20 protein-coding genes and 1 other RNA gene are annotated in these 21,481 nt (G+C 65.4%); 9 read left to right on the top strand and 12 right to left on the bottom strand.

Features of this window, described 5'->3' with window-relative positions; genetic code table 11:
- Positions 1 to 18: 18 nt before the first annotated feature.
- Both ABE960_RS03480 and ABE960_RS03475 read right to left on the bottom strand, forming a co-directional pair.
- Positions 19 to 783 (bottom strand): TlyA family RNA methyltransferase, encoded by a 765-nt coding sequence (locus ABE960_RS03480; RefSeq protein ID WP_349760858.1) that lies wholly within the window; start codon positions 781 to 783, stop codon positions 19 to 21.
- Between the two features lie 83 nt (positions 784 to 866).
- Complete coding sequence (locus ABE960_RS03475; protein WP_349760857.1) at positions 867 to 2,900, bottom strand: hypothetical protein; 2,034 nt, start codon at positions 2,898 to 2,900, stop codon at positions 867 to 869.
- Positions 2,901 to 3,084: 184 nt separating this feature from the next.
- Here ABE960_RS03475 and ffs point away from each other — a divergent pair.
- An RNA gene (ffs, locus tag ABE960_RS03470) (signal recognition particle sRNA small type) lies at positions 3,085 to 3,181 on the top strand.
- A 340-nt stretch (positions 3,182 to 3,521) separates the two neighbouring features.
- On the opposite strand, the gene ABE960_RS03465 is transcribed toward ffs, so the two are convergent.
- From ABE960_RS03465 to ABE960_RS03425, 9 genes are all read right to left on the bottom strand, one after another.
- Positions 3,522 to 4,301 (bottom strand): amino acid ABC transporter ATP-binding protein, encoded by a 780-nt coding sequence (locus ABE960_RS03465; protein WP_432765331.1) that lies wholly within the window; start codon positions 4,299 to 4,301, stop codon positions 3,522 to 3,524.
- 12 nt (positions 4,302 to 4,313) lie between these two features.
- Positions 4,314 to 4,967 (bottom strand): amino acid ABC transporter permease, encoded by a 654-nt coding sequence (locus ABE960_RS03460; protein WP_349760856.1) that lies wholly within the window; start codon positions 4,965 to 4,967, stop codon positions 4,314 to 4,316.
- Between the two features lie 45 nt (positions 4,968 to 5,012).
- Positions 5,013 to 5,669 carry an amino acid ABC transporter permease gene (locus tag ABE960_RS03455; RefSeq protein WP_349760855.1) on the bottom strand — a complete coding sequence of 219 codons (657 nt, stop codon included), beginning with the start codon at positions 5,667 to 5,669 and terminating at the stop codon, positions 5,013 to 5,015.
- 103 nt (positions 5,670 to 5,772) lie between these two features.
- Complete coding sequence (locus tag ABE960_RS03450) at positions 5,773 to 6,576, bottom strand: transporter substrate-binding domain-containing protein (protein ID WP_349760854.1); 804 nt, start codon at positions 6,574 to 6,576, stop codon at positions 5,773 to 5,775.
- A 118-nt stretch (positions 6,577 to 6,694) separates the two neighbouring features.
- Entirely contained in the window at positions 6,695 to 7,873 is a 1,179-nt protein-coding gene (locus tag ABE960_RS03445) for an acetyl-CoA C-acyltransferase (protein WP_349760853.1), read from the bottom strand.
- Positions 7,870 to 9,153 carry an ArgE/DapE family deacylase gene (locus ABE960_RS03440; protein WP_349760852.1) on the bottom strand — a complete coding sequence of 428 codons (1,284 nt, stop codon included), beginning with the start codon at positions 9,151 to 9,153 and terminating at the stop codon, positions 7,870 to 7,872. Before ABE960_RS03440 ends, ABE960_RS03445 begins: the two co-directional genes overlap by 4 nt.
- Complete coding sequence (locus tag ABE960_RS03435; RefSeq protein ID WP_349760851.1) at positions 9,153 to 9,806, bottom strand: 3-oxoacid CoA-transferase subunit B; 654 nt, start codon at positions 9,804 to 9,806, stop codon at positions 9,153 to 9,155. Before ABE960_RS03435 ends, ABE960_RS03440 begins: the two co-directional genes overlap by 1 nt.
- A complete protein-coding gene (locus ABE960_RS03430) occupies positions 9,796 to 10,497 on the bottom strand; it encodes a CoA transferase subunit A (protein WP_349760850.1) in 702 nt (233 codons plus the stop codon). Before ABE960_RS03430 ends, ABE960_RS03435 begins: the two co-directional genes overlap by 11 nt.
- Positions 10,498 to 10,503: 6 nt before the next feature.
- Positions 10,504 to 11,877, bottom strand: coding sequence for an aminotransferase family protein (locus tag ABE960_RS03425; protein WP_349760848.1), 1,374 nt, complete (start codon positions 11,875 to 11,877; stop codon positions 10,504 to 10,506).
- 105 nt (positions 11,878 to 11,982) lie between these two features.
- On the opposite strand from ABE960_RS03425, the gene ABE960_RS03420 reads away from it, so the two are divergent.
- Complete coding sequence (locus ABE960_RS03420) at positions 11,983 to 12,894, top strand: LysR family transcriptional regulator (protein ID WP_349760847.1); 912 nt, start codon at positions 11,983 to 11,985, stop codon at positions 12,892 to 12,894.
- A 64-nt stretch (positions 12,895 to 12,958) separates the two neighbouring features.
- Positions 12,959 to 13,993, top strand: a complete 1,035-nt coding sequence (locus ABE960_RS03415; protein ID WP_349760846.1) for a histone deacetylase family protein — start codon at positions 12,959 to 12,961, stop codon at positions 13,991 to 13,993.
- Positions 13,994 to 14,020: 27 nt separating this feature from the next.
- On the opposite strand, the gene ABE960_RS03410 is transcribed toward ABE960_RS03415, so the two are convergent.
- On the bottom strand, positions 14,021 to 14,227 hold the full coding sequence (locus ABE960_RS03410) for a hypothetical protein (RefSeq protein ID WP_349760845.1): 207 nt from the start codon (positions 14,225 to 14,227) through the stop codon (positions 14,021 to 14,023).
- A 328-nt stretch (positions 14,228 to 14,555) separates the two neighbouring features.
- Between ABE960_RS03410 and ABE960_RS03405 the strand changes: the two genes are divergently transcribed.
- The 6 genes from ABE960_RS03405 (at position 14,556) to ABE960_RS03380 (ending at position 21,387) form a co-directional block, all read left to right on the top strand.
- Positions 14,556 to 16,820, top strand: coding sequence for a putative bifunctional diguanylate cyclase/phosphodiesterase (locus tag ABE960_RS03405; RefSeq protein WP_349760844.1), 2,265 nt, complete (start codon positions 14,556 to 14,558; stop codon positions 16,818 to 16,820).
- 151 nt (positions 16,821 to 16,971) lie between these two features.
- On the top strand, positions 16,972 to 18,924 hold the full coding sequence (gene dnaX / locus ABE960_RS03400; protein ID WP_349760843.1) for a DNA polymerase III subunit gamma/tau: 1,953 nt from the start codon (positions 16,972 to 16,974) through the stop codon (positions 18,922 to 18,924).
- A 44-nt stretch (positions 18,925 to 18,968) separates the two neighbouring features.
- Entirely contained in the window at positions 18,969 to 19,295 is a 327-nt protein-coding gene (locus ABE960_RS03395; protein ID WP_349760842.1) for a YbaB/EbfC family nucleoid-associated protein, read from the top strand.
- Positions 19,296 to 19,317: 22 nt separating this feature from the next.
- A complete protein-coding gene (recR, locus tag ABE960_RS03390; RefSeq protein WP_349760841.1) occupies positions 19,318 to 19,923 on the top strand; it encodes a recombination mediator RecR in 606 nt (201 codons plus the stop codon).
- A 28-nt stretch (positions 19,924 to 19,951) separates the two neighbouring features.
- A complete protein-coding gene (gene rnd / locus ABE960_RS03385) occupies positions 19,952 to 21,079 on the top strand; it encodes a ribonuclease D (RefSeq protein WP_349760840.1) in 1,128 nt (375 codons plus the stop codon).
- Positions 21,076 to 21,387, top strand: a complete 312-nt coding sequence (locus tag ABE960_RS03380; RefSeq protein WP_349760839.1) for a YcgL domain-containing protein — start codon at positions 21,076 to 21,078, stop codon at positions 21,385 to 21,387. Before rnd ends, ABE960_RS03380 begins: the two co-directional genes overlap by 4 nt.
- The last annotated feature ends 94 nt before the right edge of the window (positions 21,388 to 21,481 follow it).

Here is a 21,481-nt window from a genome sequence, read left to right as displayed (position 1 = left end):
TCGATAGACGTGGCGCCCTCAGCGCCTCACGGCGTGAAGAAGGAATTCCCGGTTGCCGTCGCCACCGAGCAGCGGGCTCGGTTGCCAGTGCAGGATGTCGAAGTCGAGGTCACGGCAGGCGGCTCGGATGCGAGACTCCACCGCGTCGAAGTGGCTGGGGTCGGTCACGAGGCCTCGCTGGTTGACGCCGCCCCGGCCTACCTCGAACTGAGGCTTGACCAGGCTCAGCAGTTCCCCGCCCGGTGGGAGCAGGGCGGCGAGCTCGGGCAGGATCAGCGTCTGCGAGATGAAGGAGACGTCCATCACGGCCAGGTCCGGGCCCGCGGCCTCCAGAGCCGCGAGGACCCGTTTCAATCGAGGCTCGTTCGCCATGGCGCGAGCGTTGAGGCCTTCCAGGCAGGTCACCCTGGGAGTCTGGCGCAGGCTCTCGTCGAGCTGGTCGTGGCCCACCTCCACGCCGATCACATGACGGGCGCCATGGCGCAGCGCGCAGTCGGTGAAGCCCCCGGTGGACTGGCCCACATCGAGCACCAGTCGGCCCGATAGCGAAAACCCGAGCGACTCGATCAGCGCCTCCAGCTTGAGGCCAGCTCGGGATACGTAGCGATCCTCGGGGTCCTCCTCCACCGTAAGGCTCGTGGTCTCCGGCAGTCTCTCACCGGGTCTCTTCAGCGGCGCCCCGCTCTCAGTGAGGCGCACCCGGCCATGACGAATGAGCCGCTGGGCGCGGGTGCGGGAACGGGCCAGGCCCCGGGTGACGAGCAACTGATCGAGACGTGGCATGGCGGCTCCGGCGAGGCGTTGGCGGAAGACATATTATGTCATACCGCGCTGCCCGGCCGATGGAAGTCGCCCGGCAGGAGGACCTATACCCCCTCGTCGGCTTGCATGTCCACGGTGGGTATCCGGTCGCCGCCCCAACTGCGGTGGATATAGCCGATCACCCGGCCCAGCTCCTCCTGGGTGATCTTGGCCAGCTCCCCCCGTTCCAGCGGATCATAGTGGTAGATGTAGAGGCGCGAGGCGAACTGCTCGAAGGGCAGGGAGGACTCGCCGAAGCGCTCGCCGGAATCCGCCGTGCTCACCTTGATGCCGTCGCCCCAGTCCTGGCCGCTGTCATTGTTGGGGTTGAAGAAGTAGACCCGCATCTCGTCATTGGGGTCCAGGGTGGCTCGCAGGATGGTGATGGCGTGCCAGCCGATGAAGCGGGCGGCGCTGTCGGTCACGGCGATGCCCGCCGGCTGGGGGTGGATCAGCGGCTGGTTGCCGTTGTAGAAGGGGTGATAGCTGGCATAGAAGTGGCGCAGGAAGTCATCCACCTCATGGAGCTTGCCGGTAGCCACGTCGACATTGATGCGGAAGCCGCGACCCGCCCACCAGCCGTGGAACTCCGGGTTGACCCAGCGGTGTGGGTCGCCCTGGCGGCCGATGCAGCGCCGGATCATTTCCGCATAGATGCGATCCAGATGAGGCACCACGATCAGCGACACCGGGTCGAGGTCCATGGGCAGTGACTGAGCAACGCCGGACAGGCTCGCCATCGAGGAGAGTGGCATGCCCTCGAAATGGATGATGATGTCATCATCACGTGCCGCCCAGGCCACCATCTGCAGCAGGTAGTCAGGGTCGTTGTAGGCCCACATGGAGAGGGCGCGTGCCGACTGGCAGGTGGGGTTGTTGCCCTGACCCACACCCAGCGGCAGGCCCAGCATGCACAGCACGCCCTCCAGCAGTCGCGCACGCGGCGAGACGGTCTCACCGAAGGCCATGTTGAGGCACGCCTGGGACCATTCCGACAGGGGCATCCCCAGCTGTCGCCACATGGCCGGGGCCACCGGCGGCTGATAGAAGATGCCGCGCTCGAGCGTCAGCGCCAGGCCATAGGCGGCCTGCGGGGTGGAGGGATAGACGCCTCCGCGGATCAAGGCATGGACCAGTTCGCGGTAGCAGAGCAGGCAGTCACGGCCGGTGGACGAGAGCCCCAGCGCTTCTGCCAGCAGGTGGTCGCTGTGGTCCAGCAGGTGGCGAAGCAGCACCGGGTGGTAGGCGGAGACCAGGCCGGTGTCGTGCATGGCCCGGGCGAAGCCGGTGGCTTCGCCCTGAAGGGCAGCGGCGTCCATGCTGGACAGGCGCTCGCGGTAGAGCTCAAGGCCCGGGTCCTCACGGCTGGCCCGGGTCGGGGCGAACAGCGAACTGACCAGGCGGTCGGCACCCTGGCCGCTGGAACCGAGGTCGATGTCGGGGTTCGCCTGGCAGATGGCGATCTGGGTGACCATCTGCTTGACCGGTTCCACCTGGATGGGACGCTGTTCGATGATCCGCCAGATCTCCTCGATCAGGCGGTCGATGATGTGCTCGTAGCCGATGCGTTCGGCCAGACGGCTGAACAGGTTTCTGGGCAACTGCGCCAGAGGTCCCTGGGTCTCGCGTTCCGCCTCGGTGGGGGTGCCGAACAGCAGCCAGAGGTTGATGGCCATCACCTGGGTCAGGTAATTGTGCGCCTGCTCCATCGAGACTTGCGGGTGCAGGTAGACGCCCTTGGCCACGGCCAGAAGCCGCAGTTCACTGAGTGCCTCGATCACGACGGTATTGGGGTCTGGGCTCTTCAGTGCATGGGGAGTGAGGGAGGGTACGAGGTACTGGGGGGTCGCCCAGTCGGAGCCGAGAAAGACTCCCGCTTCCTCCAGGGAGCGGGCGCGCTGCTCGATCGCCTCGCATCCATCTTCCTGCAACATCACCCGCCGGGCATTGTCCAGCACTGCGGGCAGCTTGCCCGCCTTGTCGAAGTCGCGCGCCTCGTTGAGCAGGCTGATGGCTTCATCGAGCTTCTTCAGCAGGCCAGAGAGCTTGTTGTTGGCTGCCGGCACATCGTTGCTGCTTATCAAGTCACGTGGCGTCACGCATACTCCTTGTCGTCAGGCTGGCATTATCTCTATGACGCCTGTCTTGGACATAGAAATCAAGCTTCCGCTTCCTGTATCCGTCCTTGTCGGCGGGAAGGGACATTGGTATAGTGCGTCCCGCTCGACAAGTGCTTGAACCGCTTCGAGTTCGGCGTCTCCGAGACGCATGCTGTGGTGGCCCCGTCGGTCCTCCCGCAACGCTAGACCGCAAACCCCGCCAGGCCCGGAAGGGAGCAACGGTAGTGGTGGACGCGTGTGCCGGGATGTGGCTGTCGGGGCCGCCTCCATTAAGGACTGCCGCTTTTTTCCTCCCCTGAATTCGTCCAATACTCGGTCCTGCTTTTCCTGCTTTTCCTGCTTTTCCTGCTTTTCCTGCTTTTCCTGCTTTTCCTGCTTTTCCCGCTTTTCCCGCTTTTCCCGCTTTTCCCGCTTTTCCCGCTTTACGCCACATTCCGGTGTGCCTGATCGTGCCAGCTGCCCGAGCACAGCATGCCGTGTCGCTGAAAGATGCCGCCAGGGGAGATGGACCTGGTCGGCGTGGCGATCACCGATGACCAGAATCCCATGGAGCGCGCCTGGCTCGACCAGTTGGGTGGCGAGCCGGGGTTGGTCGCCTGCTCAGGATTGCGCCCCCAGGTGCTTGCGCAGGAAGTTTTGGGTGCGTTCCTGGTCGGGATGGCTGAACAGGTGCTCGGGGGTGTTCTCCTCGACCACCACGCCGCCATCCATGAACATCGCCCAGTCGGACACGTCGCGCGCGAACGTCATCTCGTGGGTGACGATCAGCATGGTCATATGCTCCTCGGCCAGCCCCTTCATGACCTGGTTTACCTCCTCGACCAGTTCGGGGTCGAGCGCCGAGGTGGCCTCGTCGAAGAGCATGACCTTCGGTTGCATGGCCAGCGCCCGGGCGATGGCCACCCGCTGTTTCTGGCCGCCGGAGAGAGCGCTCGGGTAAGCCTTCGCCTTGTCCGACAGGCCCACGCGCTCAAGCAGATCCATGCCCAGCTCCCGGGCATCACTGGTGTTCATGCCCTTGAGCTTTCTGGGTGCCAGAGTCACGTTTTCCAGTGTCGAAAGGTGGGGAAACAGATTGAAGTGCTGAAACACCATGCCCATGTTCTGGCGGATGTGGTTGATGTGCCTCTCGAAGGCCAGGCCCTTCAGGTCGGGACGATTGACCTGAACGCCATCCAGCAGGATAGTGCCCTCGTCGATCACCTCCAGGTTGTTGACGGAGCGCAGCAAGGTGCTCTTGCCCGAGCCTGACGGGCCGATGATGGAGATGATCCTGCCGCGATCTACCCTCAAGTCGATGCCCTTCAGCACTTCCAGGTCGCCAAAGCGTTTCTTGACCCCCTTGAGCTCGACCATCGGGGTCTCTGTTGTGTCTCTCATTTGAGGTCCTCGTTAGCTGCGATAGGAGGCACGACGCTCTATCCACGTCTGGCCGGCTTCCATCATCAGATTGATCAGGTAGTAGATGACGGCGATGGTGATGTAGAACTCGAAGGGGCGGAAGGTCACGCTGATGGCGTACTGCGAGACATAGACCATCTCGCCGATGCCGATGGCCGACAGCACCGAGATATCCTTGACCATGATGATCATGTTGTTGCTCAGCTGTGGCATGGCGCGATTGAAAGACTGGGGAAGCACCACGTAGAACAGCGTGGCCAGGTGCCCGAAACCCAGCGAGCGCGATGCCTCGTACTGGCCGCTCGAGACTGACCTGATGGTGGCGATGAAGATATCGGCGTTATAGGCCATGTAGTGAAAGCCAAGGCCCAGAACCCCCACCATGATCGCCGGTATGAGTATCCACTCGCCGATCCCGAAATACAGGAAATACAGTTGCAGCAGCAGCGGGGTGGTCATGAACAGCCAGATGAAGAAGCGCAGCGGCCAGTTCACCATCTTGCGGGTATACAACGTGATGACCGCCACGATCTGGCCGCCAATCACCGACATCACGGCGACTGCCAGGCCGATCAGCAAGGTGACGCCGACGCCCTGCAGCAGCGTGGGCCAGTATTCCATGACGGGGCTGAAGTCGAATTCCATGGGGCTATCCTGGTTGTTGTGGCCCGGTAAGGCGCCCAGCAAGTGTTATTGGAAGGTGTAGCGCGTGGCCCGGCGATACAGGAACTCCACGATGCCCATGACCGCATAGATGATGACGATGTACATCAGGGCGCTTAGCGTGAAGACTTCCAGGGGCTTGTAGGTGGAGCCGATCAGCCGCTGGGCCTGATAGGTCAGCTCGACTACCGAGATGATCGATACCAGCGAGGAGTTCTTGACCAGTATGATGGCCAGCACTCCGACCGAGCGGATCATCAGGGCGGCTGCCTGAGGCAGGATGATGTGTTGAAGGGTCTCCAGGCGACCGAAGCCCAGGGAGCGCGACGCCTCGTTCTGGCCACTGTCTACCGATTCGATGGCGCCCCGAATGGCTTCGCTCATGTAGGCCCCGATATTGAAGGCGCCGACCACTACACCACAGGTGAAGGGGTCCAGGCGCAGGCCGATGGCGGGCCCGCCATAGAAGACCAGCAGCAGCTGCACGAAATAGGGCGTGCCGCGAACCACGCTGATATAGGCGCGGGCCAGCCAGCGAACGGGCGGGGTTCGTGAGGTTCGCAGTGCGACCAGCACCGAGGCGATAAAGAAACCGAAGAACAGGGCGCGCGCGGAGATGTCCACGGTCACCCAGGCCGCCTTCACCAGCAGCGGCGCGATCTCGATCATCAGATTGAAGTCCATGATCCCTTCTTTCCTGTTGTCGTGTTGTCAGGAAGGGTGGGGGGCAGCAGGGCTTGCGCCCTGCTGTGTCGATCCCCCTGGTTGAAATCCTTGGTCGAATTCCTCAGTTGAAATCGACCCCTGGGCCGATCCACTTGTCGACGATCTCCTGGTAGGTGCCATCCTCCCGGATCTCGGCCAGCGCCATGTTGAGCGCCTCAAGCAGCTGCGGGGAGCCTTTCTGGACGGCGATGGCGGCCGGGAAGCGAGGGAGGTCCCCCACATCGACCTGCTTGATGGCGATATCATCCTCGTTGAGCGCAACATAGACGGGAATATCATCGGCCACCATGACGTCGATGCGACCGGTGGTCAGGCCATTGAGCATGTCGGGCAGTCCCTGGAAGGTCTGATTGCGCCACCTTCCCTCGGCCTTCTCGGTGGCCCACTGATTGCCTGTCTCGCCGAGTGTCGAGCCCACTCGCTTGCCTTCGAAGTCCGCGATGCTTGAGACGTCATCGGTCTCTTCCTGCACCCAGATGGAGAGTCCCGAGCTGTAGTAGGGGTCGCTAAAGTCGACGGCCTTCTGGCGTTCCTCGGTGGCGCTCATGCTGCAGATACAGGCGTCGAAACGGCCGCCTGCCAGGGCAGCGACGATGCCGTTCCAGGGTGATGTCTGGATATTGATCTCGACCCCCATCTTTTCCGCCAGGGCCTCGGCGATATCCACATCGAAGCCGACCACGTTGCCGGCCGTATCCACGAAGCTGAAGGGTGGGTAGGCGCCGGAGTTGGCGACCTGGAAGACATCATCCTTGATCTCGGGAAGATCCCGAGCCTGGGCCGGCAGGCTGGCCAGGGACAGGGCGCCGAGCAGCGCCAGTGCGCCGATGAAGGGACGGTGGAAAGGCTTGTTGTGTTTTGTCATGTCAATACCTGCTTGTTGTTGGGTTGTGTCGGGTTCTCTGGTGAGGCTTCGTTGTGCGGCAAGCACCTCCTGAAGGTAGCTTATGGGGATGAGACGCAGGGCGTTTAGCCCAGAAGCGTCATGTTCGTTCGAGCAGCAGGGCGATGCCCTGGCCGCCGCCGATGCAGGCGGCCGCACAGCCGTAACGCCCCTGCTGATGCCGCAGGGTGCGCGCCAGGGTGCCGGCCAGCCGGATGCCCGTGGCACCCAGGGGATGGCCCAGCGCCAGCGCGCCGCCGAAGACGTTGACACGTTCGGGGTCGAGGCCCAGCGCCTCCATAGCGTAGAGCGGCACCACGCTGAACGCCTCGTTGATCTCCCAGGCGTCGATATCCTCGATGCCCAGGCCTGCCGTTCTGAGGACCCTGTCAATGGCGGCTGCCGCCCCTGCGCCCATGCGCTCCGGCATCACGCCGCAGTCGACCACTTCGACGACTCTGGCTAACGGCGTGAGGCCATGCCGGGCCATGGCGGTCTCGGACATCACTATTGCCGCGCCGGCGCCTGAGGTGAGCGGTGAGCTGTTACCGGCGGTGACCTGGCCGCCTTCGACGAACGCCGGGTCGAGACCGGCCAGGCGTTCCAGCGTGGTGTCGGGGCGGATATTGGCGTCGCGAGCCACCACCTCGCCGGCCGGGTTGGCCAGCGCCAGCCTCTCACCATCGAACCAGCCGGCCTGCTCGGCCCGCGCAGCCCGCTGGTGGGAGCGCAGGGCGAAGGCATCCATGGCCTCCCGGGTGATGCCGCTCTCGCGGGCCAGTCGCTCGGCGGTCAGCCCCATGTTCATGGCCACGGTCAGGTCGAGCCCGTCGTTGTCCTTGAGCACCTCGGGGACCGTCAGCACGCCCTCCTGGAACAGGCTCGGGCCCATCGGCACCCGCGACATGTTCTCGAAGCCGCCGGCCAGGCCGGCCTGGATGGCACCGACCTGGACCTCCCGGACCGTGCCACGCAGGGCCGCCAGGCTCGAGCCGCACTGCTGGTCGATCTGCCGCGAGGCGCAGCCGAGTCCCAGCCGGGAGAGCCACTGGGGGTAGCGTCCGCCGAAGCTCCACTGCTCCTTGACCGGCAGAGCGCAGCCGACGCTCAGGTCCTCGATGATGTCGCCCTCGAGCTCGCTGCGAGTCAGCAGGGCGTCGATCACCTTGGCCAGCAGGACATCGCCGCGCTGGCCCGACCAGGCGTCGACCTCGGGCTTGCGGGGATGGGCGCGGGTGAAGGCGGTTCGGGCATAGTCGACCAGGTAGGCATCCTTCATGCGTCGTCCCCCCCGGTCTCGTTCAGGCGCGCCCAGCGATGAATGAAGAGGGCGTAGGTGGTCAGCACCCGGCGGATGGAGTCGATCTCGACGCACTCGTCGACCCCGTGGATGCGCTGGGCGACCGGGCCGTAGCAGGTGCCGTTGATGCCGCCGGACACGTGGAAGGCGCGCAGGTCGGTGGTGCAGGTCGAGAGGTAGTGGGCCGGCGGCTCGCCGACCAGGTCCTCGTGGCAGCGCGACAACAGGCGGATGCCGGGGGTCTCGAGATCCACCAGGAGGCCCTCGGAGCGAAAGCCGTGGAACTCGACCCGTGGCGCGGGCGAGGCGTCGTCCAGCGCCCGATGGTGCTCGGCGATCACCTGGCGAACGCGCTCCATGACCTCGTCGGGACGCATGCCCGGCGGGAAGCCGACCCGCCCCTCGAGGATGGCGTGGGCCGGCACGCTGGAGGCCCAGTTGCCGCCCTCGATCTTGCCGATGCTGAGGTTGAAGGGATGGTCCAGGGCCTCGTAGGGCGCGGGACGGGGCAGGGCGTTGATCTCGGCTTCCAGCGCCTTGAACGCCGGCAGGTAGCCCTGCAGGGTCTCGATGGCGTTGCTGCCGGCGCGGGTGTCCAGCACGTGGGCCGGTACGCCGTCGAGGCGCATGCGAAACCACAGCACCCCGACCTGGCCGCTGTAGATCTGCGCCCCGAAGGGCTCGGGGATCAGCACGAAATCGCCGCTGTAGCCCTGATGCAGGCAGGCCAGGGAACCGTTGCCGGTGCACTCCTCCTCGATCACGGTCTGCAGGGTCAGCGGGAAGTCGATCTCCACGCCGGCCTGGCGCACGGCCTGCACGGCCATCACCATGGCGGCGATGCCCGCCTTCATGTCCCCGGCACCGCGGCCATACAGCCAGCCATCCTGCTCCCAGGGTTCCCAGGGGGGCCTTGTCCACATGTCGGTGGGTTCGGCAGGCACCACGTCCAGGTGACCGTTGAGCACCAGATGGGGCTTGTCGACGGCCGGATTGAGCCGGGAGACCAGGTTGTAGCGTCCCTCAGTGGACCAGGGGGGCGGTGCCCGGTGAGGGTGGTCGGCGAAGCCCGGTGCGTCGAGGGCCACACGCGCCACCGGCAGGTCCAGGCGCTCGAGCCAGTGCTCCATGGTGGCGAGCACCCCCTGCTCCTGGCCAAGCACGCTGTAGCCCCGGACCAGGTCGCGGGTCAGTTCCAGGGTGTCATCCATCAGGGTCTCGCAGCACGCGAGGATGCGTTCTTCGGTGGCGTCGAGCATCAGAATCTCCCCAGCCGGTGTTCGTCGATGATCAGTTCGGCCTCGGTGGCCTCGCGCAGTGCCGCTACGTCGAGCCCCTCGGCGATGTCCAGCACCTCCAGGCCGGCGGCGGTCACCTGCATCACCGCCTTCTCGGTGATGATACGCGAGACGCAATGTGGCGCCGTGAGGGGCAAGCGACACTGTCTGAGGATCTTGGAATTGCCATGCTTGTCGTTGTGCGAGCAGAGCACCACCAGCGTCTCCACCTTCTGGGCGAGTTCCATGGCGCCGCCGATGCCCGGGAAGAACTTGCCGGGGATCTTCCAGTTGGCCAGGTTGCCCTGCTGGTCGACCTCGAAGGCACCCATGAAGGTAACATCCACCCGGCTGCGCCGGATCATCGCGAAGGAGAGCGCACTGTCGAAGACGCTGGCGCCAGGGCGCGTGCCGATATAGGCCCCGCCCGAGTCGATCATCTCGAGGTCCGGCTCGCTGCCGGCGACGAGAGGTTGGCAGCCCAGCACGCCGTTCTCGGAATGCACCAGCACTTCCATCTCAGGCGGCAGATAATGGAACAGCAGGGTGGGCAGGCCGATGCCGAGGTTGACGATCTGGCCGGGGACAACTTCACGGGCGGCCCGGGCGAGGATCCTTTCCTGGTCAGACGGCATGGGCGCGCCTCCCCTGTTCGCTGGTGGCCTCATCGACCCGCACGATCTGGCTGATGAAGGCACAGGGCGTATGGATGCGCTCCGGCGTCAGGTAGCCCGGGGCCTCGACGCGGAAGGCCTGGGCGATCACCCGGTCGGCGGCCATCGCCATCAGCGGGTTGAAGTTGATGGCGGTGCCGCGATAGACGAGGTTGCCGTAGGCATCGGCAAGGTCGGCATGGACCAGGGCCACGTCGGCGCGGATGGCAGGCTCGATCGCCCAGGTCCGGCCGTCGCATTCGATCTCGCGGCGACCCTCGGCGATCTCGGTGCCCAGGCCGATGTCGGTCAGGAAGCCGTAGTGGCCGGCGCCGGCACAGCGGATCTTCTCGGCCAGCAGGCCCTGGGGGTGCATCTCCACGGCCAGGCGGCCCTGGTTCATCTCCTCGATGGCGATGCGGTTGAGGCCGATGTGCGAGGTGATCAGACGGTCGACACGACCGGCGCGGATCAGCCTGCCGATGCCGATGTCCGGCTCGTTGGCGTCGTTCTTGATTAGCGTCAGGTGTTTCTGGCCCTGGGCCAGCAGTTCATCGAGCAGGGCGAAGGGCGTGCCCGGCGAACCGAAGCCGCCGACCATGATCGAGGCTCCGTCGGGGATGCTGGCGATGGCCGTCTCGATCGTTGCGTGTTTGTGGTTGAGCAGTGTCATGAGGTCTCAGCCTGTGATGCCGTTTGCGGTGGAGGCGGCGAGTTCGGCGAGCAGCGGTGCCACCACCTCCCTGTCGAGGCGGTCCAGGGCGCGGGCGAGTCGTTCGAGCAGCAGCGTGGTCTCGCTTTCGCTGATGATGAAGGGCGGGCTGACCAGGAAGTGGTCGCCGGCCAGACCGTTCAGTGTGCGCCGGGGATAGATCAGCAGCCCTTCCTCCTTGGCCAGCGACGTCACTCTGGCGAAGAGGTTGGATGCGGCAGGGAAGGGCGTCTTCTCCACGGGGTCCATGACCAGCTCCACTCCCCACAGCAGCCCGAGGCCGCGCACGTCGCCGATCCAGGGATAGCGCGACCGGAGCGTCTCGAGGCCCTGCTGGAGCTGGTGGCCCCGTGCATTGACGTTATCCAGCAGATGCTCGCGGCGAATCGCCTCGACGGCGGCGAGGCCGGTCGCGCAGGCCAGCGGGTTGCCGGCATAGGTGTGGCCGTGCTGGAAGCCGCCGCTGGCCATTACCGTCTCGACCACCGCTTCGCGGGCCAGCAGAGCCCCCACCGGGTAGTAGCCGGCCCCCAGCCCCTTGGCGGTGGTCAGCAGGTCCGGAGCCACGCCCCACTGCTGGTAGGCGAACCAGCTGCCGGTCCGACCCACGCCGCACAGCACCTCGTCGAAGATCAGCAGGCAACCGAACTCGTTGCACAGCGCACGCAGGCCTTGCAGGTAGGTCTTGTTGACCAGGCGTGCCCCGGTGCTGGCACCGCCGACGGGCTCGACGACGATGGCAATGATGGTGTCGCCTCCGGCGTCCTCGATGCGCACCCGGGTCTCGTCCAGCACGCGTCGGATGTGGGCGTCGCGATTCGCGTCCCGGTGGCGATAGAAATCAGGGCCGGGCACCTTGATGGAGCCGGTCGTGATGTCGACGAAGGGCGCTTCCAGCGGCTCATAGCCGGTGATGCCCAGCGCCCCCAGGGTGCTGCCATGGTAGGAAGGGCGCAGCGACACGAAATGACGGCGTTGCGACTCGCCTCGGGCAACGAAGTACTGGCGTGCCAGCTTGAGGGCAGACTCAACCGCCTCGGAGCCGCTGGAGACGAAGAAGACCTTCTCCAACTCGCCCTCGGTCATCTCGACCAGCGCATGGGCCAGTGCCACGGCGGGCGCGTTCTCGAACTGGGTGCGATAGGTGAAGGCGACGCGGTCGAGCTGGGCCAGCATGGCGTCGCGGATATCCTCGCGGCCATGGCCCAGGTTGCAGGAAATGGCGCCGGAGCAGCCGTCGAGGTACTCCTTGCCATGGGTATCCCAGAGGAAGACGCCGCGACCGTGACTGACTTCCGGCATGTCGGGACCGGCCTGATAGAACAGGGGGGAGGTCGTCATCTTGTCGGTCCCTTGACGTTGTGTAGGTCGATATCGACAGTCTAGGTAGCCCCGGCAAATTATTTCAATATATGATGTTCTTAACGAAGTTGATGACTTTTAATCATGCCTGACGTCAACATCCATTCGCTCAAGGCGCTCGCCATCTTCAAGACGCTGTTCGAGGCGGGCAGCGCCTCCCAGGCGGCACGAACGCTGGGCATCACCCAGTCGGGAGTCAGCCGTTCGCTGTCCCAGCTTGAGCAGAACCTGGGGCTTGAGCTGTTCCTGCGCGAGAAGAACCGCCTGGTGGCCACGCCCGAGGCGCGGGAACTCTATGAGGAGATCCTGCGGCTGATGGGTAACATCGAGGAACTGCGCCACAGCGTGTTGGCCCTCAAGGAGTTCGGTACCTCGAGGCTCAGGATCGCCGCCATTCCGGGCCTTGCCTTCGGTTTCGTGCCTCGCCTGATCGCCGCGCTGCTGGAGGACAACCGTGGCTTCAGCATCAGTTTCGACATGATGTCGAGTCATGACGTGCTCCGTGAGGTGGAGTCCGGCCATGCCGACATCGGCTTCGTGACGCTGCCGGTGAGCTCCCGGTTGCTGCGTGTCGAAGAGTGGCTGACCACCCATGCGCGCTGCCTGGTCCCCAGGGGACATGCCCTGAGCCACCAGAGCGAGGTGAGCATCGCCGACCTCAAGGGCCAGTCCCTGGTGATCAGCAACCAGCCAAACGTGGGCGCCGACCCGCTGCTCAACCTCATTACCGCTCACGGCATCCACATCGCCGGCAAGACCGAGGCCAACATCGGGGCCATCACCTCGCTGGTGGCCAACGGGGTCGGGATCAGCGTGATGAATCCGATCACCGCCACCGATCAGCTCTTCAGGCGGGAAGAGGTGGTGGTACTGCCCTTCACCCCGGAGATCGACTTCAGCTTCGGCCTGGTGTATCGGGAAGACTGGAAGCATGCCCGTGCGTTGGACTTCATTCGCGCCTGCGGCCGAGACCTGTTGCGGGAGTATCCCTCATGATGGCGGTCGACTCGGCTCTCCGTGTCGTTGCCCATCACCCATCTCAAGAGGATGCCTGAAAGCGATGCTGACCTTTCACAGTGAACTGACCAAGCTCCGCCGTGCCCGGACCGAGCTGGACGGCGGTCTACTGGTGACGCCCTATGAATGCCCCGAGCGGGTAGAGCTGGTGCTTGCGCGCGTGCTCGAGAGCGGGCTCGGCGAAGTTCGCGAGCCGGCCGAACACGGGCTCGCCCCGGTGCTGGCGATCCATGACCGGGACTATGTCGAGTTCCTCGAAAACTGCTGGGACGACTGGGTTGCCGCCGGTCGCAAGGGCGAAGCGATCGCCTGGGTCTGGCCGACCCGGACCATGCCTGGGCGCGTTATCCCGGAGCATATCGACGGTCGGCTCGGTCACTACGCCCTGGGGGCCGACACCTCGATTTGCGAGGGGACCTTCGAGGCCGCCATGGCCAGCAAGGACGTTGCGCTCTCGGCGGTGGATCACGTCCTGGCCACCGGTCAGCCCGCCTTCGGCCTGTGCCGACCACCGGGCCACCATGCCGCCATCGACCAGTTCGGCGGCTACTGCTTCTTCAACAACGCCGCCATCGCCGCCCAGCGGGCCCTGGCGGCCGGCAGGTCGCGGGTGGCGGTGCTGGATATCGATTTCCATCATGGCAACGGCACCCAGCAGATCTTCTATGCTCGCGACGATGTGCTCTTCCTCTCGCTGCATGGCGATCCACGTCATTGCTTCCCACACTTCCTCGGGCATGCCGACGAGACCGGCGAGGGCAGCGGCGAGGGGTTCACCGTCAACTATCCCATGGCGCCGGGCACCGGCTATGCCACCTGGGTGACGGCACTGGAGGACGCCAAGACGCGGATCGTCGAGGCCGGCTGCGAGCTCTTGGTGGTATCGCTCGGGGTCGATGCCTATGAGCACGACCCCATCAGTGCCTTCCGACTTGCCAGCGACGACTTCACCGATGTGGGCCTGCGGCTCGGGCAGCTCGGCCTGCCCACCGTCTTCCTGCTCGAGGGCGGCTATGCGGTGGAGGAGATCGGGATCAATGCAGTGAAGGTGTTGAGCGGTTTCGATGGCGTCGGGTGAGCCTGGGGAGTCCTCCGCCCGGCGGTATCAGCCCCCCGGCGCATCGAGCTGTCTTTTCCTCTCCTCCAGATCCTGGTTGATCCGCTCTGCCGCCTGCTCGGCCCGCTCGATGGTCCCCTGCGGGTGTGACAGTGTCTTGGCCTTGTCCACGGATGTGACGGTGGCCGATTCCAGGTAGGTCTTCATCATGTAGCCGATAAGGATCAGGACCAGTAACAGGCCGATGATTCTCATGCCGTTTCCTCCATTGATGACGCGAGCGTTCCATGGCCGAGAGGCTCGCCTCAGTATAGGCCCCTCGTCCGATTCGCGGCATCGTCAAGCAGCGAGCCGACTCTGGCACGGGGCGTCTTCAAGGAGGAGTGAGACGTTGACGGCTCCTGGTGCTTGGCGTTTACGGGGCCTGGGGCCACACTGAGATAGCGAGAGTATCGGCAATCGAGGGCGGGGGGATGCACGACGGTCCGGTAGTTGATCATGACATTCGGGCGATTCGTTATCCCGGGGGAGTGACCTCGTTGATCTGTGTCGCCTCTGACGACCAATCTCGGAACCTACCTCGATGATGAAGCGCTTCCAGCGGCGTATCGTCGTGCTGGCGATGCTCGGCATTCTGGTCACGGGCACGCTGGTGGGGCTCGCGACGGTCTGGCCGCTCTATCAGGCTCACCGCCAGGGCATCGAGACCATCACCCTGGTGAGTGCCTCAGCCCAGGCGGAGTCCGTGGAACACCTGCTGGCCGGCTATCGAGACGTGGCCCGGCAGTTCACCAGCCGCACCGAAATCCGCCGCTACCTGTCACGCTATGCCCAGAATGCCGTGGATCGAGACTCGCTGGTAGCCTTCACGACCCCGCGGCTCGTGGATGCCATGTTGCATTCCTCGGACCTGATGGGCCTGGTTCGGCTGGGCCCGGCGGGCCTCCCGCTGGTGGTGATCGGTCGCACCCCCGAGCCGTTGCCGGGGCCTGAACGGGCAGAGGCCGCCAAGGTCGCCAGCACGCAACTGGTGGAACTGGAGGGTGGTGTGCTGCTGCTGGAGGTGGCAGCACCGATCGTGTCACAGGACAACCGGCGCATTGGCACCGACGTGCTCTACTTCAGCCCGCAGGGCGTGGTCGGGGTGCTCGGCGACGCCGGGCGTTTCGGTGAGGGGGCCCGGCAGTGGTTGCTGGGAGCGCCCGACGAGACCCTGCTGTCGGTGGATACTCAAGGGGCGCTGACCCTGGCAAACCCCTTGCCTCGGCTTGTCGATCGCATGCGCGAGGCCCTGCGGAGCGGCCAGGCAGGGCTGGGTCGCGAGGGTGGGTGGCGAGGCACGGTGCTGGTGCATGTGCCGCTGGCCACCCCCGGCTGGGGGCTGCTGGTGCAGGTCCCCAACGGGAACCTGCTCGGCTCGATCTACCATGAACTGCGCTGGCCGGCCATCATCGTGCTGGTGCTGATGGCGCTCGGTGCCTTTGCCACGGCACGCACCATCAATCCACTGCTGACGCACATTACCGATCAGGCCGAGCAGCTGAGGATGTCGTCCAACTTTGATCCGCTGACCGGCCTGCCCAATCGGACCTATCTCCTCCAGCGACTGTCCGGGGCGCTGGAACACGCCGAGGAAGTCGAGGGGTGGCTGGCGGTCCTGTTCCTCGACCTGGACCATTTCAAGGACATCAACGACAGCCTGGGCCATCCGCTGGGTGATCGCCTGCTGCAGGCCGTGGGCCAGCGACTGGTCAAGGCTGTGCGAGAGGTGGATTCCCTGGGGCGGCTGGGGGGCGACGAGTTCCTGCTGGTGATGGAACGCCTTCACGATCCCGCTGATGCGGGCCGAGTGGCACAGGAGCTGATCGATGTCCTGTTGCAGCCCTTCGATATCGATCAGCACGAAATCTTCATCGGCGCCTCCATCGGCATCAGCCTCTATCCCCGGGATGGGCTCAGCGCCGAACAATTGATCCAGCACGCCGATACCGCCATGTACGGTGCTAAGGCACGCAAGCGCAACACCTGGATGTTCTTCACTCAGCAACTGGTCGATGCCAGCCGCGAACGCTTCGCCATGGACACCGGGTTGCGTCGAGCCCTCGACCGCAATGAACTGGTACTCCACTACCAGCCCCAGGCGCGGGTGGAGGGCAATAGCGTGTTCGGTGCCGAGGCACTGGTGCGCTGGACGACTCAGGAGGGTGAGGTGATCGGCCCGGGCCGCTTCATCGCCCTGGCGGAGGAGGCCGGGTTGATCCATGCGGTCGGGCGATGGGTGCTGCGCGAGGCCTGTCAGCAGGCGCGGCAATGGGAGCTGCGTGGGTTGCCCCTGCGCGTCTCGGTCAACCTGTCGGGGCTGCAGGTGGTGCAGGGAGATATCGTCGGAGAGGTGCGGGCCGCGCTCCGCCAGAGCGGGCTTTCCCCCTCACGGCTGGAGCTGGAGATCACCGAGGGCTTCGTGATCGGCCATGCCGATGAGGGACTGGAGCGACTTCACGGCCTGCGTTGCCTGGGTGTCCAGCTGTCCGTGGACGATTTTGGCACCGGCTACTCATCGCTCTCCTACCTCACACGCCTGCCGGTTCAGTGTCTGAAGATCGACCAGTCATTTGTCGCCGATGTGCCCGGAGACCCCGACGACGAGACGATCGTCGCCGCCATCCTCTCGATCGCCGAACGCCTCAGGCTGGATGTGATCGCCGAAGGCGTGGAGAACGCCGAGCAGCTCGATTTCCTCAAGTCCCTGGGCTGTCTCGCCTACCAGGGCAACTACCTGAGCCCACCGCTGACGGCGGAGCAGTTCGATCAACGCTGGGGCGTGGGAGGGCCGGCCCGCGATGCCTGAATCGGCCACTGCTTTCCGCCGAGCGCCCCGGTCGCTAGAATGAAGGCCTACAGTCGGGCATCGGGCCCGGTCATCTCAGGCTTCCCCTTGACCCCCCGTCGTCCGTCTTCACCTAGCTGCTGTTCGCTTTACCGCAAGGATCCCGCGCTGCATGAGCTATCAAGTTCTGGCCCGCAAGTGGCGACCGCGTACCTTCCATGAACTGGTCGGCCAGGAGCATGTCCAGCGTGCGCTGGTCAATGCCCTGGATCAGGGCCGGCTCCACCACGCCTACCTGTTCACCGGCACCCGAGGGGTGGGCAAGACCACCTTGGCGCGGATACTGGCCAAGTGCCTGAACTGCACGGCGAGCGGTCGCGGTGACGAGGGGGTGACCTCGACGCCCTGCGGCGAGTGTGCCAGCTGCCGGTCCATCGACGAGGGCCGCTTCGTCGACCTGATCGAGGTCGACGCCGCCTCGCGTACCAAGGTGGAGGATACTCGCGAGCTGCTCGACAACGTGCAGTACGCACCGACCCAGGGACGCTACAAGGTGTACCTGATCGACGAGGTGCACATGCTCTCCACCAGCAGCTTCAATGCGCTGCTCAAGACCCTGGAGGAGCCGCCGCCCCATGTGAAGTTCCTCCTGGCGACCACCGACCCGCAGAAGCTGCCCCCCACGGTGCTGTCGCGCTGCCTGCAGTTCACCCTCAAGCACATGCCGCCGGAGCGGATCGTCGGGCACCTGGCCACGGTGCTCGAGGCCGAGGGGGTGCCTTTCGAGGAGAGTGCCCTGTGGCTCCTGGGCAAGGCCGCCGAGGGTTCCATGCGCGATGCCATGAGCCTCACCGACCAGGCCATTGCCTTCGGCCAGGGTGAGGTTTGCCATGCCGATGTGGCTGCCATGCTCGGCACCCTCGACCACCGCCATGTGCTGGCGTTGGTCGAGGCGCTGGCCGAGGTGGATGCCGCGCGATTGCTTGCCGAAGTGACCGCTCTGGCCGAGCATGGCCCCGACTTTGCCGCGGTACTCGACGACCTGACGGGCGTGCTGCACCGGCTAGCCATCGCCCAGATGGTGCCCGATGCCGTGGACAACGGCCACGGTGACCGCGATGCCCTGCTGGCCCTGGCCGCGCGCTTCACCGCCGAGGATATTCAGCTCTTTTACCAGATCGGCATCCAGGGCCGCGGTGACATGGAACATGCCCCGGATTTGCGAACCGCGCTGGAGATGACGCTGCTGCGAATGTTGGCATTCCGCCCCCAGGGCGTGCCCCGGCCTGCTCGTACGCCGTTACCCCTGAGGGGGCAGGGCGGATCCGGCAAGGCTCCTCCCGGCGGACCGTGTGCTGTCGACCCGGCGCCTGAACCTGTCCCTGGCGAAGAGGGCAAGCCAGCGCCGCGGCGGGATGACGAGCCGCCACCCGCAGTGGAGCATCAGGACACCTCGGCACGCGACGTGCCCCATGCGCCTGATGTCGGCGAGGCACTGTCGCAGGAGTCGCATCGGGACGGGTCTCCTGCGGTGACCCCTGAGGTGCCCGGGGGGGCATTGTCGGAGGAACCCCTTCAGGACGTTTCCCCCTCGGTGACGCCCGAGGTGCCGGGAGAGACATATCCGACCGAGGCGACCCAAGGGCCCGAGTCTGCCGACGCGGCGCCGGTCACCCAGGAAGGGCGCTTCGGCCATGCCGACTGGCTGGCCCGCTTCGATGGGCTGGGACTGGGTGGGCTGACCCGCAACCTGGCGGCACACTGCGTGGTCGAGGACGACGACGGCGTGCGACTGCAGATGCGTCTCGACCCCTCCCAGGAGGCGATGAGCGCAGAGGTCCACGTGACCCGCATCCGCGAGGCGCTGTCGGCCATCGGCATCGACCGGCGCCTGGTGCTCGAGCCGGGAGAACTGCCCCGGGAGGTCGAGACACCGAAGCAGCAGGCCGACCGCCTGGCCGCACAGCGTCATGCCGAGGCGATTGAAGCCTTGAGCCGCGACCCCCATGTACAGAAACTGCAGCAGGCCTTCGGTGCGCGTCTGATCGAATCCACGGTCAAGCCCGTCGATGCCGAATCTGATGCCAAGGCCAATACCAATGCCTATGCCGAGGCGCGCGGTTGAGCCGCAGCCCGAACCGATCAAACCAACCACGAGAGGACTCCGCCATGATGAAGGGTGGAATGGGCGATATCATGAAGCAGGCCCAGGAAATGCAGGAGAAGATGCAGAAGGCCCAGGAGGAGGTCGCCAAGGCTCAGGTCCAGGGTGAGGCCGGGGCCGGCATGGTCAATGTGACCATGAATGGGCGCCATGACGTGAGCAAGGTCGATATCGACCCGAGCCTCATGGAAGAGGACAAGGAACTGCTCGAGGACCTGCTGGCTGCCGCCGTCAACGATGCGGTGCGCAAGGTCGAGGCGGACTCCAAGGCCAGGATGCAGGAGGCCACCGCCGGCCTCAACCTGCCGCCCGGCTTCCAGATGCCCTTCTGATCAAGGCCGAGACGGATTTCCCATGAGCTTTTCCCCGCTGGTCGAGAGACTGATGGAGTCGCTGCGGGTGCTGCCGGGCGTCGGCCCAAAGACCGCTCAGCGCATGGCCATGCACCTGCTGGAGCGTGACCGTGATGGTGGCCGGCGCCTGGTGGAGGCGCTGGACGTGTCGCTCGAGCGGGTCGGCTATTGCCGGCGCTGCCGGACCCTCACCGAGGAAGAGGTCTGCGGCATCTGCCGGAGCGCGCGTCGCGACGATGCCGTGCTTTGCGTGGTGGAATCGCCCGCCGACCAGCTGGCCATCGAGGAGGCGGGCGGCTTTCGCGGCCGCTACTTCGTCCTGCATGGGCATCTCTCGCCGCTGGATGGTATCGGGCCCGAGGACATCGGGCTCGACCAGCTCGAGGCGCGGGTCGCCGAAGGGGGCGTGGAGGAGGTGGTCCTCGCCACCAATCCCACGGTAGAAGGTGAAGCGACCGCCCACTACATCGCCGCCCAGCTCTCGCCACTGGGCGTCTCGCTCACACGGCTGGCCTATGGAGTGCCCATGGGCGGCGAACTCGAGTACGTCGATGGTGGTACCCTGAGCCGCGCCTTCAATGGTCGCCTGCCCTTCCGGGGCGAGTGATCTTCTTCCTCTGCTGTCGGAACCCTGCATGCCCCTGAACCCCGAGATTCGCTGGATCGATACCCCCGCCGATTTGGACGCCGCCTGTGCCGAGGTGGCCAAGGCCGACGTCATTGCTCTGGATACCGAGTTCTTTCGAGAGAACACCTTCCATCCGGTACCGGCGCTGATCCAGTTCGCCGCGGGCGGCCCGGCCTTCCTGGTGGATCCCCTGGAGGTGACCTGCACCGAGGCCTTCCGTCGCCTGCTGGCCGAGGGGCCGCTGAAGCTGCTGCACGCCTCGAGCGAGGACCTCGAGGTCTTCGCCCACTGGGCCGGGGTTCCCGTCGCGCCCCTGGTGGATACCCAGGTCGCCCAGTCGCTGCTCGGCGAGGTGCCGTCGATGGGCTATCAGAAGCTGGTGGAGTTCTGGACGGGCGAGACCCTGCCCAAGGACGAGACCCGCTCCAACTGGCTGTTGCGCCCGCTCTCCGATTCCCAGAAGCTCTATGCGGCCCTGGACGTGGTCTATCTGCTGGACGTCTGGGAACACCAGCGTGAGTCGCTGGAACGCCAGGGTCGCATGGCCTGGGTCGAGGCAGATTGCGCCGCGCTGGTGGCACAGGCGACGCGCAGCGAGACCGCCGACGGCCAATGGTACCTGCGTCATCGCCAGTTGTGGCGACTCTCGCCGCGACAGGTGGAAGCCTATCGCCGCCTGACCATCTGGCGAGAGGGCGAGGCCAGGCTCCGCGATGTGCCGCGGGGCTGGCTGGTCCACGACCGGCTGCTGTATGCCATTGCCGAGAAGTTGCCGGAAAACCGCTTTGAACTTTCGCGTGTCGAGGGCCTCAAGCCACCGCTGATCAAGCGTGAGGGCGACGACTTGCTGAGGCTGGTGCGCGAGGCCCTGGAGGTCGACGAGGACGCGTTGCCGTCGGCACCGCTCTCGCCCATGACTCCGGAGTTCAAGCAGCGCCTCAAGGCATTGAAGAAGGTGGTCAATGCCGATGCCGAGTCTCTCGGCGTGGCCCCCGAGGTGCTGCTGAGACGTCGTGACCTGGAAGCCCTGGTGAGTGCCGATATGAGGGAGCAGCCATTGCCGATGCCCGGCGGCTGGCGCGGGGATCGGCTGGATGGAAGGCTGACTTCGGCCCTCGAGGGGGTGTCGCGATGAACGACGACCGGATGCGCGGCGATAAGCTGCTGTGCGAGATCTTCAAGAGCTCGCAGAAGGAACAGATGTACCTCTACGTGGACAAGCGACAGGGGCTGGATGAGGTGCCGGAGGCCCTGTTGGCGCAGTTCGGCAAGCCGATCGCCGCCATGACCCTCATCCTCACCCCGCAGAAGACGCTGGGTCGGGCGAAGGCCCTCGATGTCATGGCCGCCATTCGCGAGAAGGGCTACTACCTGCAGATGCCGCCGCCCAAGGAGGACTATCTGCTCGACCTCTATCGCACCCCCACCACTGCGCGTTACTAGTTTATCGCGCCCGCTGCCGCGCGAAACCCGTCACATCGCGCCCGCTGCCGCGCGAAACCCGTCACGTCGCGCCCGAAGCCGCGCAACACTCGCC

Source organism: Halomonas aquatica, assembly GCF_040196335.1.
GTDB classification, from domain to species: domain Bacteria; phylum Pseudomonadota; class Gammaproteobacteria; order Pseudomonadales; family Halomonadaceae; genus Halomonas; species Halomonas aquatica.
Note: the sequence above shows the minus strand (reverse complement) of the source record. Positions and strands in the feature narration are given on the sequence as shown.

Coding starts and splice junctions, on each gene's coding strand:
- ABE960_RS03480 (WP_349760858.1), bottom strand. CDS start 783: ATGCCACGTCTCGATCAGTTGCTCGTCACCCGGGGCCTGGCCCGTTCC.
- ABE960_RS03465 (WP_432765331.1), bottom strand. CDS start 4,301: ATGAGAGACACAACAGAGACCCCGATGGTCGAGCTCAAGGGGGTCAAG.
- ABE960_RS03460 (WP_349760856.1), bottom strand. CDS start 4,967: ATGGAATTCGACTTCAGCCCCGTCATGGAATACTGGCCCACGCTGCTG.
- ABE960_RS03455 (WP_349760855.1), bottom strand. CDS start 5,669: ATGGACTTCAATCTGATGATCGAGATCGCGCCGCTGCTGGTGAAGGCG.
- ABE960_RS03450 (WP_349760854.1), bottom strand. CDS start 6,576: ATGACAAAACACAACAAGCCTTTCCACCGTCCCTTCATCGGCGCACTG.
- ABE960_RS03445 (WP_349760853.1), bottom strand. CDS start 7,873: ATGAAGGATGCCTACCTGGTCGACTATGCCCGAACCGCCTTCACCCGC.
- ABE960_RS03440 (WP_349760852.1), bottom strand. CDS start 9,153: ATGCTCGACGCCACCGAAGAACGCATCCTCGCGTGCTGCGAGACCCTG.
- ABE960_RS03435 (WP_349760851.1), bottom strand. CDS start 9,806: ATGCCGTCTGACCAGGAAAGGATCCTCGCCCGGGCCGCCCGTGAAGTT.
- ABE960_RS03430 (WP_349760850.1), bottom strand. CDS start 10,497: ATGACACTGCTCAACCACAAACACGCAACGATCGAGACGGCCATCGCC.
- ABE960_RS03425 (WP_349760848.1), bottom strand. CDS start 11,877: ATGACGACCTCCCCCCTGTTCTATCAGGCCGGTCCCGACATGCCGGAA.
- ABE960_RS03420 (WP_349760847.1), top strand. CDS start 11,983: ATGCCTGACGTCAACATCCATTCGCTCAAGGCGCTCGCCATCTTCAAG.
- ABE960_RS03415 (WP_349760846.1), top strand. CDS start 12,959: ATGCTGACCTTTCACAGTGAACTGACCAAGCTCCGCCGTGCCCGGACC.
- ABE960_RS03410 (WP_349760845.1), bottom strand. CDS start 14,227: ATGAGAATCATCGGCCTGTTACTGGTCCTGATCCTTATCGGCTACATG.
- ABE960_RS03405 (WP_349760844.1), top strand. CDS start 14,556: ATGATGAAGCGCTTCCAGCGGCGTATCGTCGTGCTGGCGATGCTCGGC.
- dnaX (WP_349760843.1), top strand. CDS start 16,972: ATGAGCTATCAAGTTCTGGCCCGCAAGTGGCGACCGCGTACCTTCCAT.
- ABE960_RS03395 (WP_349760842.1), top strand. CDS start 18,969: ATGATGAAGGGTGGAATGGGCGATATCATGAAGCAGGCCCAGGAAATG.
- recR (WP_349760841.1), top strand. CDS start 19,318: ATGAGCTTTTCCCCGCTGGTCGAGAGACTGATGGAGTCGCTGCGGGTG.
- rnd (WP_349760840.1), top strand. CDS start 19,952: ATGCCCCTGAACCCCGAGATTCGCTGGATCGATACCCCCGCCGATTTG.
- ABE960_RS03380 (WP_349760839.1), top strand. CDS start 21,076: ATGAACGACGACCGGATGCGCGGCGATAAGCTGCTGTGCGAGATCTTC.